Raw genomic sequence first — 18,180 nt, 5'->3', positions numbered from 1 at the left:
ACGGTCATTTTTCTCCTCTCCAGCTATAACCAAACGGCTTCTTTTCCGTTGTTTTTATTGAGATCCATCACAGTTCATCACCATTTATGCTGACTGGCTGTTTGTGACACCTAGAGTATTTACATTAATTTCACATAAGCGAAACATAAAAACAGCAAACACAGAGGAACCGGTCATGACAGCACCTGTACAACACCCAATGTATATTGATGGTCAATTTGTAGAGTGGCAGGGCGATCAGTGGATTGATGTGATTAACCCTGCAACAGAAGAACTGATTTCTCGCATTCCTGACGGTGACGCAAAGCACGCCCGTGATGCGATTGACGCGGCGCATAAAGCACAGGCCGGTTGGGAAGCTTTGCCCGCCATTGAGCGCGCAGGCTGGCTGCGTAAAATTTCTGCCGGGATTCGTGAGCGTGCAAAAACCATCAGCGCACTGATTGTTGCCGAAGGCGGGAAAACCCAGCAACTGGCTGAAGTGGAAGTGGCCTTCACCGCAGATTATCTCGATTACATGGCGGAATGGGCGCGCCGTTACGAAGGTGAAATTCTGCAAAGTGACCGCCCTGGGGAAAACATTCTGGTGTTCAAACGTGCTTTAGGCGTGACTACCGGGATTTTGCCGTGGAACTTCCCGTTCTTCCTGATTGCCCGCAAACTCGCGCCAGCGCTGATTACCGGCAACACCATTGTTATCAAACCCAGCGAATTTACGCCAAACAACGCCATCGCTTTTGCGGAGATTGTCCATGATATCGGGCTGCCAAAAGGCGTATTTAACCTGGTACTGGGGCGCGGTGAAACGGTAGGGCAAGAACTGGCGGGTAACCCGAAAGTCGCGATGGTCAGCATGACCGGGAGCGTAGGCGCGGGTGAAAAAATCATGGCGGTGGCGTCTAAAAACATCACCAAAGTGTGCCTTGAGCTGGGTGGCAAAGCGCCAGCCATTGTGATGGACGATGCTGACCTTAATATCGCGGTGAAATCGATTGTTGATTCACGCATGATCAACACCGGACAGGTGTGCAACTGTGCGGAACGTGTGTACGTGCAAAAAGGCATTTACGACGAATTTATTACCCGTCTAAGCGAAGCGTTTAAACAGGTGAGTTTTGGGAATACTAGAGAGCGCAATGATGTGTCGATGGGGCCACTAATTAACGCCGCAGCGCTGGAACGCGTCGAGCAGAAAGTGGCGCGAGCTGTTAGCGAAGGCGCACGAGTGGTGCTGGGTGGTAAAGCGCCGGAAGGCAAAGGGTATTTCTACCCGCCAACGCTGCTGGTGGATGTGCGCCAGGATATGGCCATCATGCATGATGAAACATTCGGCCCGGTGCTGCCCGTCACCACCTTTGAAACGCTGGAGCAGGCGCTTGAAATGGCGAACGACAGTGACTACGGCCTGACGTCTTCGATTTACACGCGTGATTTAAATGTCGCGATGAAGGCCATTAAGGGCCTTAAGTTCGGCGAAACCTACATCAACCGTGAAAACTTTGAAGCAATGCAGGGCTTCCATGCCGGGTGGCGTAAATCAGGTATTGGGGGTGCCGATGGTCGCCACGGTTTGAATGAGTATCTGCAAACACAGGTGGTCTATTTGCAGGTGTAATGATTTACTTTCTCATTTATAAATGATAATAATTATCAATGGTATTTTTCACCCTTTGCTAACGTGCTGTTAGCAAAGGGTTTGTCCGTGCTATTGATAAGGATATTTATGTCTGCTTTACCACAAACCCGCCTGCGTGCATTGCCTGCTTTAATGCTCACCAGCCTGCTGTTTTCCAGTTCACTATTTGCCGATACCTCATTCACGGTCGAAAGAAAACCCGTTGGCAAAGGTGTGTACGAAATGGCCTATAGCGCAGACCAATCCGCACTGTATGTTGCCACTTCCCAAAGCCGTAAACTGGATAAAGGCGGGGTGGTCTATCGCCTGGACCCGGCAACGCTCGAAGTGACTCAGGCTATTCATAACAACCTGAAGCCGTTCGGCGTGGCGTTCAACAAAACCACCGGTACGTTGTTCCTTGGCAACACCACCAGCAGCGCGGTGACGGCAATCAACAGCAAAACAGGTGATGTGATTAAATCACTGGTGGTGGATGAGACTAAACGAACTGAAACTGTGCGCCCGCTAATGCCGCGCCAGTTAGTGGTTAACGAAGCCACCAACACGCTGTATATGGGTGGGTTGGGTGAGTCCAGCGTACTGTGGGTGATTGATGGCGATAAGCTCACGCTGCGCGATACCATTAAAGATCTGGGCAAAATGGCGACAGGGCTGGCTATTGATGAGAAATCATCGCGTATTTATATGACCAATGCCGACAACGAATTTATTGTTATCGACAGCAAAACCAACAAGGTTATCTCGCGCACAAAACTGGATACCGAAGGCGAGCATTTTTATCTGAATATTGCGCTGGATACCGCCAACAACCGTGCGTTTGTCAGCGATTCCAAGACACCGCAGCTACTGGTTGTGGATACCCAAACCAGCAAAGTGCTGAATAAAGTGGATGTGCCGCTGGGTCTGGATGTGCTGTTTAACCCGGTGCGCAACGAGATTTACGTGACGCATCGCAAAGCAGGCAAAGTCAGCGTGATTGATGCGAAAAGCTACAAAGTGCTGGAAACCATCGACACGCCTGCATTGCCAAATAGCCTGGCGTTGTCACCAGATGGGCAGCAGCTGTTTGTCAGCGTGAAGCAACCGGGTAGCCGTGAGAAAGAACCGACCAGCCCGGATGATGTTGTGCGTATTAGCTTTAAGTAATACCTTTCTTAACACGAGTTGCAGCGGTGTTGGCTATGTTCCCTTGTCGCCTGGCTGCAACTCGAATTATTCAGAAGCGGGCAACGCCTTAATCCAGTTCATCAATAATTCCGGCCAGCTGGCGGCAGGCAAACCGGCTGCACCGCGAATCCCAAACCCATGTTTACCTTCCTGGAAAAGATGCATTTCCACCGGAACGTGCTGGGCGCGTAAGGCCGAGAACATCACCAGGCTGTTATCAACTGGCACAGAAGGGTCATCCACCGCATGAACGATAAACGTTGGCGGCGTCTGGGCCGTCACATTTTGCTCCGGTGAATATTTCTTTATCTGCTCAGGCGTGGGTTTCTCACCAATCAAGGCTTTACGCGACCCGGGATGGGCGATGCTTTCCTGCATGGTGATCACCGGATACATCAGTGCCATAAAGTCAGGGCGCGCACTGAGTTTGTCTGTTTCATCCGTTACTGGGTAAACGGACTCGTTGTAACGCGTTCCCAGGCTTGCTGCGACATGGCCGCCCGCCGAAAACCCCAGTACCCCAATGCGGTGTGGATCGATTTTCCACTTTTCAGCATCGGCACGCAGGGTACGAATAGCTCGTTGAGCATCGACCAGTGGCGTGTCTGAACCTTCCGCATGTCCATCAGCCGGCATACGGTAAGTCATCACAAATAGGGTGTAGCCGTGGGCATTGAAAATGGGGGCCAGATCGCTGCCTTCTTTGTCCAGAACCACGCGTTGGTAGGAGCCGCCAGGCGTGACTAACAACGCCACACCGTTGGGTTTTTTAGGCAAATAAGCAGTGATGGTTGGGGTACGAATACCTGTTACCGCGCGGTCAGCCAGCCCGCCATCCTTGCGTCTGTCGACCGTTTCTTGTTTAACCAGACTGTTTTTTGCACCCGGTGCTTCACCCTGGGGCCAGACAGGAAATTCAGGTAGTGCCAGTGCGGCACCACTCATAGACAGCAATATTGACGTTGCGAGTAGAGAGCGACCTAACATAACCTTTCCTTTTTCGAATGATTAACTGAGATATAACATGCCGTTAATAAGAAAAAGGCGAGGTGGTGCTCATTTATGAATCAAGAGGCCGATTAAGTTGAAATGTTGTTTTGAAATGATGCTCGCGCTTATCTTCACTCCATTATTGAGAGGAAGATAAGCGCGAAACAGAGCGGTTACTCGCTGTCAGCCTTTTCCGCTTTTCCTGCCATCTGAGCCAGGAAGTCGTAGCGTTTTTGCAGATCTACAGCGGCATCTTTCCATAACTGTTCGGCAACTTCTGGCTGCTGTGCATTCAGGCGGCGGAAACGTTGCTCTTTCATCAACGTATCAGCCAATGCATCCGACGGTGGGCGAGAGTCGAGTGCCAGCGGCAGTTTGCCTTCATCGGCACGACGCGGGTCGAAGCGATATAGCGGCCAGAAGCCGGTCGCCGTCAACTGGCGCATCTGATCGTGACTGAGCGCCAGGTCATAACCGTGCTCTTCACATGGGCTGTAGGCGATAATTAGCGATGGGCCCGGATAGGCTTCCGCTTCCTGAATCGCTTTCACCGTCTGGTTAAGCTGCGCGCCGAGCGAAATCTGCGCCACATAAACATGCCCGTACATCATCATGCTGACGCCGAGATCCTTACGTGCTTTACGCTTGCCGTGTTCGCCAAACTTAGTTACTGCACCCAGCGGTGTCGCTTTCGATGCCTGGCCGCCGGTGTTGGAGTAACACTGCGTATCGAGTACCAGAATGTTGACGTTTTCGGTCAGGCTTAATACGTGGTCCAGCCCGCCAAAACCAATGTCATACGCCCAGCCGTCGCCACCAATCAACCAGATAGATTTATCAACCATCGCATCGGCGTCGGTGATGAGCTGGCGCGCGTCCGGGTCGTCGATATCGGCCAGATGTTTGCGCAATTCGATAACCTGTTCGCGGCGCACTTCTGGAGTGGCTTCGCTATGCAGTTGTTCATTCAGTTCAGCGGGCAGTTTATCGGCAAACTTACCGACCAGACGCATCACGCGGGCGCGATGTTGATCGACGGTCAGACGGAAACCTAAACCAAATTCGGCGTTGTCTTCAAACAGCGAGTTCGCCCATGCCGGACCGCGCCCATTGGCATCGGTGGTGTACGGTGTTGAAGGCAAGTTACCGCCATAAATTGACGAGCAACCTGTGGCGTTGGCAATTAACATGCGATCGCCGTAAAGCTGGGTCAGCAGTTTGATATACGGTGTTTCGCCACAACCAGAACAGGCGCCGGAGTATTCGAACAGCGGCGTCAGCAGCTGAGAAGTACGAATATCAATGCGTTCGAGGCTGGTGCGATCCATTTCAGGCAGCTTGAGGAAGAAATCGTAATTCTCTTTTTCTTCTTCAACGTGCTCAAGGCGCGACATCATATTGATGGCCTTGATTTCCGGGTTCTGTCGATCTTTCGCCGGGCAAACTTCGACACATAAATTACAGCCGGTGCAATCTTCCGGTGCCACTTGCAACACGTATTTTTGCCCACGCATGTCGCGTGATTTCACATCCAGAGATTGCAAGGCGGAAGGGGCGTTTTCCATCGCTTCTGGCTGCACCACTTTGGCGCGAATCGCCGAGTGCGGGCAGGCGGCAACGCAGTGGTTACACTGGGTACAAATGTCCGGCTTCCAGATAGGGATTTCTTCGGCGATGTTGCGTTTTTCCCACTGCGTGGTGCCCATCGGCCAGGTGCCGTCTGGTGGCAGTGCAGAAACTGGCAACGCGTCGCCAAGCCCAGCGAGCATCGCGGCGGTGACGGTTTTGACGAAATCCGGTGCCGCATCGGAAACAACTGGCGGGCGCATCGGGCTGCTTTCGTTCACTTCCTGCAAGGTCACTTCGGCGAGGGATTCACGCGCTAATGCCAGCGCCTGCCAGTTACGTTCGACCAGTTCCTGACCTTTGCTGCTGTAACTTTTAGCAATCGCACCTTGCAGTTCCGCCAGCGCGCTGTCGCCCGGCAGAATATTGGTGAGGTGGAAGAATGCCATCTGCATAACGGTGTTGATACGCGCACCCAACTGGCATTCACGGGCGATTTTCGCCGCGTTGACCACAAAGAAACGCGCTTTTTTCTGGTTCAGAACTGCCTGCACTTCTTGTGGCAGGCGGTGCCACACTTCGTCCGCGCTATAAGGCGTGTTGAGCAGGAAAATACCGCCCGGTTTCAGGCGCTCGGTCATCTGATACTTGTCGATAAACTGCAACTGGTGGCAGCCAACAAAGTCTGCTTTATCAATCAGGTAGGTCGAGTTAATCGGCTGCTCGCTGACGCGCAGGTGAGAGACAGTCAGGCCACCGGCTTTTTTCGAGTCATAGACGAAATAACCCTGGGTGAAGAACGGCGTCGAGTTACCGATGATTTTGATGTTGTTTTTGGTGGCTGACACGCTGCCGTCGCTGCCCAGGCCGTAAAACAGTGCTTCGAGTTTGGCGCGGTTCGGCAGAGTGTTTTCTGGCAATGGCAGGGATAAATTAGTGACGTCGTCGTAAATCCCGACCGTAAAGCGAGGGCGCGGTTTAGCTTCTTTCAGTTCGTTAAATACCGCCAGCACACAATCCGGACCAAACTCTTTTGAAGAGAGGCCGTAGCGCCCGCCAATCACGCGTGGCAACGTTTCACGTTCGCCACGGTTAAATGCTTCGGCAAGTGAAGTCATCACGTCGAGATACAACGGCTCTGCCAGCGCACCGGGTTCTTTGGTGCGGTCGAGCACGGCAATCTGGCGCGCGCTTTCTGGCAGCACTTCTAATAGATGGTCGGCGGAGAAAGGGCGGAACAGGCGAACTTTCAGCACGCCGACTTTCTCGCCGCGCGTCAGTAATTCGTCGACGACTTCTTCACATGTCCCGATGGCAGAGCCCATCAGGATAATCACGCGTTCGGCTTGCGGGTGGCCGTAGTATTCAAACGGGCGATACTGGCGGCCTGTGGTGGCGGCGAAGCTGTTCATCGCCTGCTCAACGTGCTCGTACACCGCATCGTACCAAAGGTTACTGGCTTCGCGGGACTGGAAATAAGTATCCGGATTAGCGGAGGTGCCCCGGATCACCGGGTGATCAGGGTTTAGTGCGCGAGCACGGTGCTCATCAATCTCTTTTTGCGGCAGCAGTTCCAGAATGGTGCTGTCGGCCATCGGGACAATTTTATTGATTTCATGTGATGTGCGGAAACCATCGAAGAAATGAATAAATGGCACGCGACTCTTTAGGGTGGCGATATGCGAAATCAGCGCGAAGTCTTGTGCTTCCTGAACGCTGCTGGCGCATAGCATAGCGCAGCCGGTCTGGCGAATCGCCATCACGTCCGAGTGATCACCAAAAATAGAGAGCGCGTGGGTGGCAACAGTACGCGCCGCGACATGTAGCACAAACGGCGTCAGTTGACCTGCCAGTTTGTAGAGTGTCGGAATCATCAGCAGTAAACCCTGCGATGAAGTAAATGATGTGGAAAGCGCGCCGGTTTGCAGCGCGCCGTGAACGGCGGCGATGGCGCCCGCTTCAGACTGCATTTCTACGACGCGTGGCGTATCGCCCCACACGTTTTTGCGATCGTCCCCCGACCATGCATCAGCAAGCTCTGCCATGGTTGAACTGGGAGTAATCGGGTAGATGGCAATTACTTCACTGGCGCGAAATGCCACTGACGCGACTGCACCATTGCCGTCGATTGTGATCATGGAGACACCCTTACATTGCGCAATAAATACTGAAAAAGACCCGCATGCCTGCGCGAGTCGAAGAATAATCTTTTAATTCTAGCAAAGCTCACAGGAGGTGATTTTCGCTTTTGTGTCTTGTGTTGAACCTTGATTGAAGTCGTGAAAAGGGGTGGGTGGTTATGTTTTGCGCAATAAAGTGATCTCTATTGCAAAATCACACACATTTTATGGCTTTACGGCCTCGACGCAACGCAACGCCTGCGCTTATGATTCTTAGGTTTTGCAACGTTCAGGGGGAGAAGAGTAATGCGAGCTGCGTTTTTAGCGGGATTTGCCGTACTGTTATTGTCGGCATGTAGTAGTGAACCACCTCAACAAGCCACTGCAGCTCACGTACCGCCTGGTATGCGCGCAGCAATGTCAAATCAGGGGCAGGCGAGTTGTGCAATGATTGGTGGGACGTTGAGTGTTGCCCGTCAGCTTGATGGTTCGGCAATCGGAATGTGCGCGATGCCGAACGGCAAACGCTGTAGTGAAAATGCGCTTGCCGCCGGGACTTGTGGGGCGTACTAACCTAATCAGTTGACCAGATCGGCCAGTTTATAAACTAAAGTATGCTGGCTGGTTTTGAGCGTCAGTTGTTGCGGAGCTAAGTCAACTTTTGCGCCCGTAGTCAGCATGTCGTTAATCATGCGATCCAGCCCGTTAAGCTGCGGTTCCGCGCACATCATCATGGTCATTCCCAGACCTTTCGCTTTCAGCGTATCGCCTTCAAGCGTCGCCTGGCCCATAAAGCGGTTACACATGCTGCCTGCAATGTGCATGTTCTCACCGAAACTCAGTTCCGGTGTGCGATCAATGCCGGTTAACGGCTTGCCGTCAACACTTTGCAGAACATAGCGGTGGTGTTGCAGGTCTTGTGCGGTGACAGAGGATTTGTCCTTCGATTGGGCGCAACCGGCCAGTACCATTGCAGCCAGAGCAATTGAAGCTAATTTTTTCATCTTCTTTTCCCTAAGTTATTCAGTTCATCAATGAGTTGCTGGGGATTGTAGCAAATTTATGGATTCATCCACTGGGTATAATCTTAAAAATGGCGGATGACGTTGCGCCATCCGCCATTGATTAGCTCACCTGATTAACACAAGGCTCGCCGTTCTCTAACTGACGCAAATTTTCCAGCGTCGTTTCGGAAATGCTGGTTAACGCTTCCGCAGTCAGGAATGCCTGGTGGCCGGTAAACAGCACGTTATGGCAGGCCGACAGGCGGCGGAACACGTCATCCTGAATCACATCGTTAGATTTATCTTCAAAGAACAGATCGCGTTCGTTCTCGTAAACGTCCATTCCCAGTGCACCAATTTTTTGGTTCTTCAGCGCATCAATAGCGGCTTGGGAATCAATCAAAGCGCCACGACTGGTGTTGATAATCATCACGCCATCTTTCATCTGTGCAAATGCAGCCTGGTCAAGTAAATGATAGTTCTCAGGCGTCAGAGGGCAGTGCAGTGAAATAACATCTGACTGTGCGAACAGCGTTGGCAAATCGACATATTCCACACCCAGTTCAAGTGCGGCTGCACTTGGGTACGGATCGAACGCCAGCAAGCGCATCCCGAAGCCTTTCAAAATTCTCAGCGCAGCAATACCAATCTTACCGGTGCCAATCACACCGGCGGTTTTGCCGTACATGGTGAAGCCAGTCAGCCCTTCAAGAGAGAAGTTCGCATCGCGGGTACGCTGATAAGCGCGGTGAATACGACGGTTCAGGCACATCATCATGCCGAGTGCATGTTCTGCTACGGCTTCTGGTGAATAAGCTGGTACTCGTACCACCGGCAGGCCTAACTCTTTAGCAGCGTCGAGATCGACGTTGTTAAAGCCCGCGCAGCGCAATGCGATGAACTTCACACCATGCCTTTTGAGTTCTTCGAGAACAGGGCGGCTACCGTCGTCATTCACAAAGATACAAACACCATCGCAACCATGAGCAGTTTTGGCTGTTTTTTCGGTTAGCAGGAAGTCGAAAAATTCAAGATCAAAGCCATATTCATTGTTAACCTGCTCCAGATACTTTTTGTCGTACTGTTTTGTGCTATACACTGCCAGTTTCATGAGACTTATCTCCAGAATAATATTGATGTAAAATTATCACGCTTAAAATATTCTTACAAATATTAAAATTTATTTTCAAGCATGAAATTCTACTGCTAACTCAAGGTTGGCTACGCTTATACCAGGCACGACCTTCACGTCCGGTCCAAATAATGCAAGAATGATCGCATATGTTGTTTAAATGGGCACATAATTGTCGCAGAATCAGGATATTAACCACCCATGAAGGGTAAATATAAAGCCATTATTGCGTTGGTAATGATATTCATTCTACTACCGTTAACGCTTCTGATGACTATAGCCCATTGGCTGCCAACGCTTGCCGGTATCTGGCTGCCGCAAGGGACACGCATTGCTATGGAAGCCAGCCCACGATTTACGCGTGGTGCGATAATCGTTCCTGATTTACGTTATCTTGCCGGAGATTGCGAGCTGGCGACGATAAAAGACGCCTCTCTTAGCCACCCCAAACGCTGGCGCATTCATCTTGATACGCTCAATCTTAACGTTGATTGCCTGAGTAAAATTCCTCTCGACGAATCTGGCCCAGCCGCACCGCGTACTTTGGCCGAGTGGCAATCACTGCTGCCTGAAAGCCTGCTTACTATAGATAGGGTCAATGTAACCCCCTTTCAACAGTTCTCCGGCGGTTTACGTTTAACGTTAACACCGCAGCAGCAAACGGTTCACTACCAAGGCCCATCGCTCAGCGTTGATGCGCAGCTAAACGGTCAAATGCTCAATCTGCAAAAGTTAAAGATTCAGGCTTTTGCTGGTATGGACCCGCTGGAACTTGTCGGCACCATTACCTTACCTCCGCTTACCGATAAACTGCCTGAACAGGGTCATCTCGCAACTAAATTACGCATTCCACAAGAGCCTGAGTTGGTCGATGTCATTGTGAACTGGAATGATGATCAGGGTTCATTTTCACTGAAGAAGCCTGCTGCGGCTGAGGCATTATTGACGCTGCCATGGACCATCAGTGAGAACATTTTTGAAGTCAATGGTGGGCAGTGGTTCTGGCCCTATGCCGGGTTCCCGCTGCGAGGTGGCATTGCTTTACGGATTGATGACTGGAAGCAAGGGCTAGAAAAGGCCTTAATCAGCGGGCGTATGAACGTCGTCACGCAGGGTAGTGCCGGGAAAGCCAACGCGGTGTTAAATATTGGCCCCGGGAAGCTCAGCATGATCAACAGCTCCTTACCGGTGCAATTAACCGGTGAAGCAAAACAAGATGGCATGGTGTTTTACGCAGTGCTGCCGGGTGAAATTAGCGGGGCGATTGCCGATCCAAAATTGTTGTTCCGTCCAGGCGCTCTACTGCGATCGCGTGGGCGTGTCATCGACTCCATCGACGTCGATGAAATCCGTTGGCCACTGGCTGGAGTCAGTGTCACGCAACGCGGTGTCGATGGTCGGTTGCAGGCAATTGTTCGCGCACACGAAAACCAGATGGGTAATTTCGAGCTGCATCTGGATGGTAAAGCGGATGACTTTTTGCCAGATGCTGGGTTATGGCGATGGAAGTATTGGGGGAAGGGTGAGTTTACCCCGATGCAGGCTAAGTGGGATGTGCGTGGGCAAGGAGTGTGGCGCGATAGCGTGATTGAACTTAGCTCGCTTTCTACCGGCTTTGACAAGCTTGAGTATGGCTCAATGCTGGTCACTGAACCACGCTTGAAACTGGAGAGGCCTCTTCACTGGCAGCGTGCGCAAACAGCTCCAACTTTTGATGGCGCGTTTATCCTCAATGCGGGAGAAACGACTTTCAGCGGTGGCAGTACGTTACCGCCGTCAACATTAACCTTTAGCGTCACGGGCGAAGACCCTTCTTCATTCCAGTATAAAGGTGACCTCCACGCAGGGAGTATTGGCCCGGTACGTGTGAATGGCCGCTGGGATGGTGTGCGCCTGCGCGGTAATGCGTGGTGGCCACAGCAAGGTTTAACTGTGTTCCAGTCGCTTATCCCCGCTGACTGGAAAATGACTTTAAAAGATGGCTCGCTCTATTCACAGGTGGCTTTTTCCGCAGCCGCAGGGCAAGGGTTTGAGGCCGGCGGCCATGGTGTGGTGAAAAATGGCAGCGTCTGGTTGCCGGATAACCAAATTAATGGTGTTGATTTTGTGCTGCCATTCCGCTTTAGCCACAGCACCTGGCGATTAGGGACTGATGGTCCGGTCACATTGCGGATAGCCGAAGTTAAAAATCAGATTGCCGCGACAAATGTCACGGCCGATCTTGAAGGTTGGTATCCATGGAGTGAAAAGCAGCCGTTGATGCTCAGTAACGTTAATGTGGATCTTCTGGGTGGAAAATTACGAATGCAGCAGTTGCGCATGCCACAACGCGATGCGGCCTTGCTACGCTTAGAAAATATCTCGTCGAGCGAATTGATTACTGCGGTCAATCCCAAACAGTTCACCATGTCCGGGCGTGTGAATGGTGCCTTACCGCTGTGGCTTAACCATCCACAATGGATCATTAAAGGTGGCTGGCTGACAAACCCTGGGCCACTGACATTGCGGCTGGATAAAGATATGGCTGATGCCATTGTTGAGAACAATATTGCTGCAGGTGTTGCGGTTAACTGGCTGCGTTATATGGAGATTTCTCATTCCTGGACAGATATCAATTTAGATAATCTTGGCGTGCTAACTTTGCGGGCGAATGTGCGGGGCACAAGCCAGGTTGAAGGGAAAAGGAATGAAGTGCGGCTGAACTACAGCCATCAGGAAAACCTCTTTACGCTTTGGCGCAGCCTGCGTTTTGGGGACAATTTGCAAACCTGGCTTGAGCAACATACCGAACTGCCGGATGTGCGCTGCCAGGCTCGCGATAAAGCTTGTGAGGAAACACAATGAAAATCGTCATCGCTATGCTCCTGCTGACAGGGATTGCCGGGTTAACGGGATGCACGCCGCGTATTGAAGTCGCGGCGCCAAAAGAACCTATCACCATTAATATGAACGTGAAAATCGAGCATGAGATTCATATTAAAGTCGATAAAGACGTTGAAACGTTGCTTAAAAACCGCAGCGATTTGTTTGGTCAGGAGTGAAGCTCATGAACAAAATCGTTAAGAGTGTTTTACTGGCAAGCATATTACTGAGCCAACAGGCATTGGCATTAACCCTGTCGGAAGCACGCCAGCAAGGGCGAGTGGGGGAGACACTAAGCGGTTATGTTGCGCCAATTAAACAAGATAAAGAGACGCTGGCGTTGGTGAAAAGCATTAACGAAGCGCGTGCGGAAAATTATCAGAAACTGGCAGACAGCAACAATATCTCAGCAAACCAGGTCGCAGAATTGGCCGGGCAGAAGCTGGTGGCTCGCGCACAACCGGGCGAATTCGTACGCGGCATTAACGGCCAATGGATGAAAAAATAACTCGTGACACAAGGCGCTGGGCTACACTGAAGTTGCTTTGATGACACGGATTGTACACGCATGTATTAGCGATACCGTTGTTCTGAAGTCCGCTCATTTACCTGTATGCGTGAAATAGTATAGGGACAAAAAGCCACTCTTTTCTTCCGTACTATGGATACAGATATGAGTACTGGATGAGGAACAACTAATGAAAAAGATTATTTTGACCGTGGTGCTATCTCTGGTTACCACAGCGGCGTTCGCGCAATTAACGATGAACTCTGGAGCAAGTAATATGGGCTCAGGCAGTTCATCGAGCAGCAGTCAACAAACGGGAACCGTCGACTTAATAGGCAGTGATACAGTTGCCGGCCTTGGGACTAGCGATACCGTAGCTGGTCTTAGTGGGAGCGATTCGCAGACTATCAACCCTACATCCTCATCCTCGCCAATGCCGGCTTTTGGGCACACGGGCAACCTCAGACAACCCGGTTCAATCCGTCATTAAGGAATAAGTGGATCAGTTGTTGTATAGCATCAAACGGTTACCAACCAGAGGTCTTAATGCTGGTCTCGTTTAGGTGCTATTAACATATATTTATATAGCATCCGAAATAAAAAGCTTATTTTCTCAGCAGCTTAATTTAAAACCAGTGATTGGTTTTTATTCTATTTAAAATATTCACCTTATATTTTTTAAGTACATTCTCGATTAAGAAAACAGCCTCCTCATGAACGGTCGTATCCGTTAGGTAGGATTTACGTGACAGTACCTCGTTGCATCTCATACTGAGATTGGGCGTATCGAATTATTTAGCTGTAAAAATGCAAATAAGTGAAGTTAATGACTACACAAAGGCAAACGCACAGCACAAGAAGCTGATGCGTAGATAATGCACTGATTTTCATAAAATAAGTACAAGATAAAAACATTAGGACAACATACAGACATTCACAAAATAAAATATTGAGTAGGGAGTAAAAAGAACCTATATTGACGGCGTTTTTTACATGGTGCTCAGTTTTTCTACATTCATTAATTCAACTGCCAAATTAACGAACCGGCAGCTGTGGGAGAGATATGATGACGGATAAAGTCCGTATTGATAGTTTAGGTGCTAATTCATTCAATGGTAACAATGAAACCTATTTGGCGCGTCAAGCTGAATTTGAATCGAATGTCAGAAGTTATCCACGTAAATTGCCTTTAGCAATTGCGCAGGCCAACGGTGTTTGGATCACTGATGTTGAGAATAATCAATATCTTGATTGCCTGGCCGGTGCGGGTACGCTTGCTCTTGGGCATAACCATCCTGACGTGCTGCAAAGCATCCAAAATGTCATTACCAGCGGCTTGCCGTTACATACACTGGATCTTACAACACCGTTGAAAGATCAGTTCTCGGAATATCTTCTCTCTTTATTGCCAGGTCAGGGTAAAGAATATTGCCTGCAATTCACCGGTCCATCCGGTGCGGATGCAGTTGAAGCTGCGCTGAAACTGGCTAAGAAAGTTACCGGTCGTTCAGGCATCATCAGCTTCTCTGGTGGCTATCACGGCATGACTCATGGCGCACTTTCCGTAACAGGTAACCTGTCACCGAAAGAAGCGGTTGATGGCATGATGCCTGAAGTTCAGTTTATGCCTTATCCGCACCTGTACCGCTGCCCGCTGGGTATTGGCGGTGAAGCTGGCGTGAAAGCATTAACTTACTACTTCGAAAACCTGATCAACGACGTTGAGAGTGGCGTGCGCAAACCTGCGGCCGTCATTCTGGAAGCGGTTCAGGGTGAAGGTGGCGTGAACCCAGCTCCTGTTGAGTGGCTGCAGCGCATTCGCAAAGTCACCAAAGAACACGGCATTCTGCTGATCATCGATGAAGTTCAGGCTGGCTTCTGCCGTACCGGTAAATTGTTCGCCTTCGAACATGCGGGTATCGAGCCGGACATCATTGTTATGTCTAAAGCGGTTGGTGGTGGTTTGCCACTGGCTGTTCTGGGCATTAAGAAAGAGTTTGACGCATGGTCACCTGGCCACCACACCGGTACTTTCCGTGGTAACCAACTGGCGATGGCAACCGGTCTGACAACTCTGAAGCATCTGACTGAAAACAAGATTGCTGACAAAGTTGCAGCACAGGGCGAGTGGCTGAAAGGCAAACTGGCTGAGCTGCAAAAACGTTACCCGGTCATTGGCCAGGTTCGTGGTCTGGGCTTAATGATCGGTATCGAAATCGTTAAACCAAACGAAGCCAAAGATCATATGGGTTGCTACCCAGCTGATGCTGAGTTGTCCGCATTGTTGCAGAAGAACTGCTTCAAAGCAGGGCTGATTCTGGAGCGTGGTGGCCGTAATGGCGTCGTACTGCGTCTGCTACCATCTTTGCTTATCACTAATGATGAGCTGGCTATTTTCCTCGATAAGTTTGAGCAGGCGCTGTTAGCGGCTGGCATCAAGCCTGTTTGAGTGGAGTTAATGACCTCGATGTCTGAATTAAATCCTATCCTGGCAGGCTCAGCGCAAAGCACTGAAGCCTACCAGCAGGCCATTGCACAGACCAGCGCGGCTGTTGTGCAGTGGTTGCAGCAACCTGAGATGTATCAGGGTAAATCTGTTGCTGAACTGCGTGAACGCATTCAACTGGATTTTAATCCTCAGGGCCTGGGCAACCAGGTCGCTATTGAGCGTGCGATCGAATACTTCTTAAAAGACAGCCTGTCGGTGCATCACCCGCAGTGTGTCGCGCACTTGCATTGCCCAAGTCTGGTTATCAGCCAGGCTGCAGAAGTATTGATCAACGCCACAAACCAGAGCATGGACTCATGGGATCAAAGCCCGTCTGCGACCATCATTGAGATGAAGCTGATTGAATGGCTGCGTGCTCAAGTGGGTTATCAGGCAGGCGATGCTGGCGTGTTCACCAGTGGTGGCACCCAGAGCAACCTGATGGGCCTGATGTTGGCTCGTGACGCGTTCTTTGCGCGCCAGGGCCACTCCATCCAGCAAGATGGCCTGGTAGGCAACCTGAAAAAGATTAAAGTCCTGTGTTCTGAAAACGCACACTTCTCAGTGCAGAAGAACATGGCTTTAATGGGCCTCGGTTACCAGTCAGTGACGTTGGTGAAAACCGATGAATTCGCGCGTATGGATATTAACGATCTGCGCGAGAAACTGGCACAGGCTAAGGCAAACGACGAACAGATCCTGGCGATTGTTGCAACAGCGGGTACTACCGATGCTGGCGCAATTGATCCGCTGCGTGAAATCGCCACCCTGGCAGCAGAGCACCAGATTTGGGTGCATGTTGATGCAGCGTGGGGCGGTGCGTTGTTGATGTCCGAGAAATATCGCGACTATCTGGACGGTATTGAGTTAGTGGACTCCATCACCCTGGACTTCCACAAACAATACTTCCAGACCATCAGCTGTGGTGCTTTCTTGCTGAAAGAAGCGCGCCACTACGAGTTGATGCGCTATCAGGCGGCTTATCTGAACTCTGAGTTCGATGAAGCCGCTGGCGTGCCAAACCTGGTGTCTAAATCTTTGCAGACGACTCGCCGTTTCGACGCACTGAAACTGTGGATGGGTCTGGAAGCATTAGGTCAGAAGCAATACGCCGCGATCATCGATCATGGTGTGACACTTGCACAAGAAGTTGCGCAGTACGTTACTGAAGAGCCGTCTCTTGAATTGGTGATGAAACCACAACTGGCGAGCGTTCTGTTCCGTTTCCGTCCTGAGCAAATGGCCTCTACTAGCGACGCAGAAATTGCACTGCTGAACCAGAAAATTGGTGATGCATTGCTGGACTCTGGCCGCGCAAACGTAGGTGTGACTGAGCATAACGGCGTCACTTGCCTGAAGCTGACTCTGCTCAATCCGACCGTTACGCTTGAGGATATTAAAGTCCTGCTGGCGTTGGTTGAGAAAACAGCCCAGCAATTAATTGGCTAATTAAGTTCCCCAGGAGAGGCGGTTATAAACCGCCTCTCTTATTTCCCATTTCTTATTTATTCCCCATTAATATTTATCTCAATATAATCCGTTCCGTGAATGCATTTCTTGTAATGCATAGGTATAAAGTATTTATTGATGTGTTAATTAAATGCAATTCATTGATTTAATGTGCTTATTTTTGTTTATCAATATCAAATAACACTAATTGCAAAACAATTTTCACACAGTTAACATTGCTTAAATTACCTCCCTCGCATAATGAACGTATACAGCGCCCATTCACTAGCTGTGCCTGCGTTTCACGGATGATAACATTTTGATTATCCTGACAACTTTAACTATTTATATTCTAAATGTCTGTTATCCAGAATATGACTGGCATGGACTGCGAAAACGCATATTCCTTTGGTGGGTAATGAATACTTTGTTCGCTTTTGCATTACTTTATACTGAATGGTTTGGGCTTTCTTTTTTAGTCTCGTCGTTCTTATTGATCTTTATTTTGTTGTAGAAATAAAAAAACGGCAAACATAAAGTTTGCCGTTTTCAAAAATTACCATCTAAAAATTACGCAGTAACGATGCTGTCAATTGCCGCTTTCGCGTCAGTTTGCGCTTTAGTCGCTACTTCAGGGCCGTATGCAATACCTTCAGCGAACACATAGTTCACATCGGTAATACCGATAAAGCCTAAGAAAATGTTCAGATACGGAACCAGCAGATCGGTAGGGGTATCTTTATGAATACCGCCACGGCTGGTCAGAACCACAGCACGTTTGCCGGTTACCAAACCTTCTGGGCCTTTTTCGGTGTAACGGAAAGTCACGCCAGCACGGGCTACCAGGTCGAAATAGTTCTTCAACTGTGTTGGAATGTTGAAGTTGTACATTGGTGCGTTGATAACAATTACGTCGTGAGCTTTCAGCTCGGCGATCAGTTCATCAGACAGCGCCAGAGCTTCTTGCTGACGTGGTGACAGTGGCGCATCGCTTGGACGCAGTGCGCCAACCAGCTCGCCATCCAATACTGGGATTGGGTTTGCAGCTAAATCACGCACGGTGATTTCATCTGCGCTATGCTCTTCACGCCATTGTTCAACAAAATAGTCGGACAGCTGATTTGACTGAGAGTAACCTGCCAGGATGCTGGACTTCAGGACTAATACTTTGCTCATGGGTGATTCCTTTGTTGTGTTCATTCGGGACTGATTGCCCGTTGCTGTGGTGTAGATTATTCACAATCCGCTTGCAGTG

14 protein-coding genes are annotated in these 18,180 nt (G+C 50.1%); 9 read left to right on the top strand and 5 right to left on the bottom strand.

Annotation, left to right across the window (positions count from 1 at the left end; all coding sequences use genetic code 11):
- Positions 1-175 precede the first annotated feature (175 nt).
- Complete coding sequence (gene aldA / locus LVQ76_RS07650; RefSeq protein ID WP_232921338.1) at positions 176-1,615, top strand: aldehyde dehydrogenase; 1,440 nt, start codon at positions 176-178, stop codon at positions 1,613-1,615.
- A 108-nt stretch (positions 1,616-1,723) separates the two neighbouring features.
- Complete coding sequence (gene yncE / locus LVQ76_RS07645) at positions 1,724-2,785, top strand: 7-bladed beta-propeller protein YncE (protein WP_232865866.1); 1,062 nt, start codon at positions 1,724-1,726, stop codon at positions 2,783-2,785.
- 66 nt (positions 2,786-2,851) lie between these two features.
- Here yncE and paeX read toward each other — a convergent pair whose 3' ends face one another.
- Positions 2,852-3,793, bottom strand: a complete 942-nt coding sequence (gene paeX / locus LVQ76_RS07640) for a pectin acetylesterase PaeX (protein ID WP_232903611.1) — start codon at positions 3,791-3,793, stop codon at positions 2,852-2,854.
- A gap of 176 nt (positions 3,794-3,969) precedes the next feature.
- Positions 3,970-7,500, bottom strand: coding sequence for a pyruvate:ferredoxin (flavodoxin) oxidoreductase (gene nifJ, locus LVQ76_RS07635; protein ID WP_232921337.1), 3,531 nt, complete (start codon positions 7,498-7,500; stop codon positions 3,970-3,972).
- Positions 7,501-7,788: 288 nt separating this feature from the next.
- Here nifJ and LVQ76_RS07630 point away from each other — a divergent pair, with 288 nt between their 5' ends.
- A complete protein-coding gene (locus tag LVQ76_RS07630) occupies positions 7,789-8,055 on the top strand; it encodes a putative hemolysin (protein WP_151993434.1) in 267 nt (88 codons plus the stop codon).
- 5 nt (positions 8,056-8,060) lie between these two features.
- Here LVQ76_RS07630 and hslJ read toward each other — a convergent pair whose 3' ends face one another.
- Together hslJ and LVQ76_RS07620 are read right to left on the bottom strand one after the other, a co-directional pair.
- The gene (gene hslJ / locus LVQ76_RS07625) at positions 8,061-8,486 is read right to left on the bottom strand and encodes a heat shock protein HslJ (RefSeq protein ID WP_232921336.1); all 426 of its coding nucleotides are present in this window, start codon (positions 8,484-8,486) and stop codon (positions 8,061-8,063) included.
- A gap of 121 nt (positions 8,487-8,607) precedes the next feature.
- On the bottom strand, positions 8,608-9,597 hold the full coding sequence (locus LVQ76_RS07620) for a 2-hydroxyacid dehydrogenase (protein ID WP_064518747.1): 990 nt from the start codon (positions 9,595-9,597) through the stop codon (positions 8,608-8,610).
- A gap of 222 nt (positions 9,598-9,819) precedes the next feature.
- Here LVQ76_RS07620 and LVQ76_RS07615 point away from each other — a divergent pair, with 222 nt between their 5' ends.
- The 6 genes from LVQ76_RS07615 to LVQ76_RS07590 all read left to right on the top strand — a co-directional run bounded on the left by LVQ76_RS07615 (position 9,820) and on the right by LVQ76_RS07590 (position 16,925).
- Entirely contained in the window at positions 9,820-12,462 is a 2,643-nt protein-coding gene (locus tag LVQ76_RS07615; protein WP_232921335.1) for a YdbH family protein, read from the top strand.
- Positions 12,459-12,659 carry a YnbE family lipoprotein gene (locus LVQ76_RS07610; RefSeq protein ID WP_154150374.1) on the top strand — a complete coding sequence of 67 codons (201 nt, stop codon included), beginning with the start codon at positions 12,459-12,461 and terminating at the stop codon, positions 12,657-12,659. Before LVQ76_RS07615 ends, LVQ76_RS07610 begins: the two co-directional genes overlap by 4 nt.
- A 5-nt stretch (positions 12,660-12,664) precedes the next feature.
- Positions 12,665-12,988: a YdbL family probable chaperone protein gene (locus LVQ76_RS07605; protein WP_151993438.1), complete on the top strand. Its 324-nt coding sequence runs from the start codon at positions 12,665-12,667 to the stop codon at positions 12,986-12,988.
- 190 nt (positions 12,989-13,178) lie between these two features.
- Positions 13,179-13,478, top strand: a complete 300-nt coding sequence (locus tag LVQ76_RS07600) for a hypothetical protein (protein WP_232921334.1) — start codon at positions 13,179-13,181, stop codon at positions 13,476-13,478.
- Positions 13,479-14,051: 573 nt separating this feature from the next.
- Positions 14,052-15,437, top strand: coding sequence for a diaminobutyrate--2-oxoglutarate transaminase (locus tag LVQ76_RS07595; RefSeq protein ID WP_151993440.1), 1,386 nt, complete (start codon positions 14,052-14,054; stop codon positions 15,435-15,437).
- Between the two features lie 18 nt (positions 15,438-15,455).
- The gene (locus LVQ76_RS07590; RefSeq protein ID WP_232903608.1) at positions 15,456-16,925 is read left to right on the top strand and encodes a pyridoxal phosphate-dependent decarboxylase family protein; all 1,470 of its coding nucleotides are present in this window, start codon (positions 15,456-15,458) and stop codon (positions 16,923-16,925) included.
- Between the two features lie 570 nt (positions 16,926-17,495).
- Here LVQ76_RS07590 and azoR read toward each other — a convergent pair.
- A complete protein-coding gene (gene azoR / locus LVQ76_RS07585) occupies positions 17,496-18,101 on the bottom strand; it encodes an FMN-dependent NADH-azoreductase (RefSeq protein WP_034455656.1) in 606 nt (201 codons plus the stop codon).
- Positions 18,102-18,180 lie beyond the last annotated feature (79 nt).

The organism is Buttiauxella cochleicola (assembly GCF_021283185.1).
GTDB classification, from domain to species: Bacteria; Pseudomonadota; Gammaproteobacteria; order Enterobacterales; family Enterobacteriaceae; genus Buttiauxella; species Buttiauxella massiliensis.
Note: the sequence above shows the minus strand (reverse complement) of the source record. Positions and strands in the feature narration are given on the sequence as shown.

What these genes read in the sequence shown, in the direction of transcription:
- yncE (WP_232865866.1), top strand. Translation starts at nt 1,724, where the DNA reads ATGTCTGCTTTACCACAAACCCGCCTGCGTGCATTGCCTGCTTTAATG.
- hslJ (WP_232921336.1), bottom strand. Translation starts at nt 8,486, where the DNA reads ATGAAAAAATTAGCTTCAATTGCTCTGGCTGCAATGGTACTGGCCGGT.
- LVQ76_RS07630 (WP_151993434.1), top strand. Translation starts at nt 7,789, where the DNA reads ATGCGAGCTGCGTTTTTAGCGGGATTTGCCGTACTGTTATTGTCGGCA.
- LVQ76_RS07590 (WP_232903608.1), top strand. Translation starts at nt 15,456, where the DNA reads ATGTCTGAATTAAATCCTATCCTGGCAGGCTCAGCGCAAAGCACTGAA.
- LVQ76_RS07615 (WP_232921335.1), top strand. Translation starts at nt 9,820, where the DNA reads ATGAAGGGTAAATATAAAGCCATTATTGCGTTGGTAATGATATTCATT.
- LVQ76_RS07610 (WP_154150374.1), top strand. Translation starts at nt 12,459, where the DNA reads ATGAAAATCGTCATCGCTATGCTCCTGCTGACAGGGATTGCCGGGTTA.
- nifJ (WP_232921337.1), bottom strand. Translation starts at nt 7,500, where the DNA reads ATGATCACAATCGACGGCAATGGTGCAGTCGCGTCAGTGGCATTTCGC.
- LVQ76_RS07620 (WP_064518747.1), bottom strand. Translation starts at nt 9,597, where the DNA reads ATGAAACTGGCAGTGTATAGCACAAAACAGTACGACAAAAAGTATCTG.
- LVQ76_RS07600 (WP_232921334.1), top strand. Translation starts at nt 13,179, where the DNA reads ATGAAAAAGATTATTTTGACCGTGGTGCTATCTCTGGTTACCACAGCG.
- paeX (WP_232903611.1), bottom strand. Translation starts at nt 3,793, where the DNA reads ATGTTAGGTCGCTCTCTACTCGCAACGTCAATATTGCTGTCTATGAGT.
- aldA (WP_232921338.1), top strand. Translation starts at nt 176, where the DNA reads ATGACAGCACCTGTACAACACCCAATGTATATTGATGGTCAATTTGTA.
- LVQ76_RS07605 (WP_151993438.1), top strand. Translation starts at nt 12,665, where the DNA reads ATGAACAAAATCGTTAAGAGTGTTTTACTGGCAAGCATATTACTGAGC.
- azoR (WP_034455656.1), bottom strand. Translation starts at nt 18,101, where the DNA reads ATGAGCAAAGTATTAGTCCTGAAGTCCAGCATCCTGGCAGGTTACTCT.
- LVQ76_RS07595 (WP_151993440.1), top strand. Translation starts at nt 14,052, where the DNA reads ATGATGACGGATAAAGTCCGTATTGATAGTTTAGGTGCTAATTCATTC.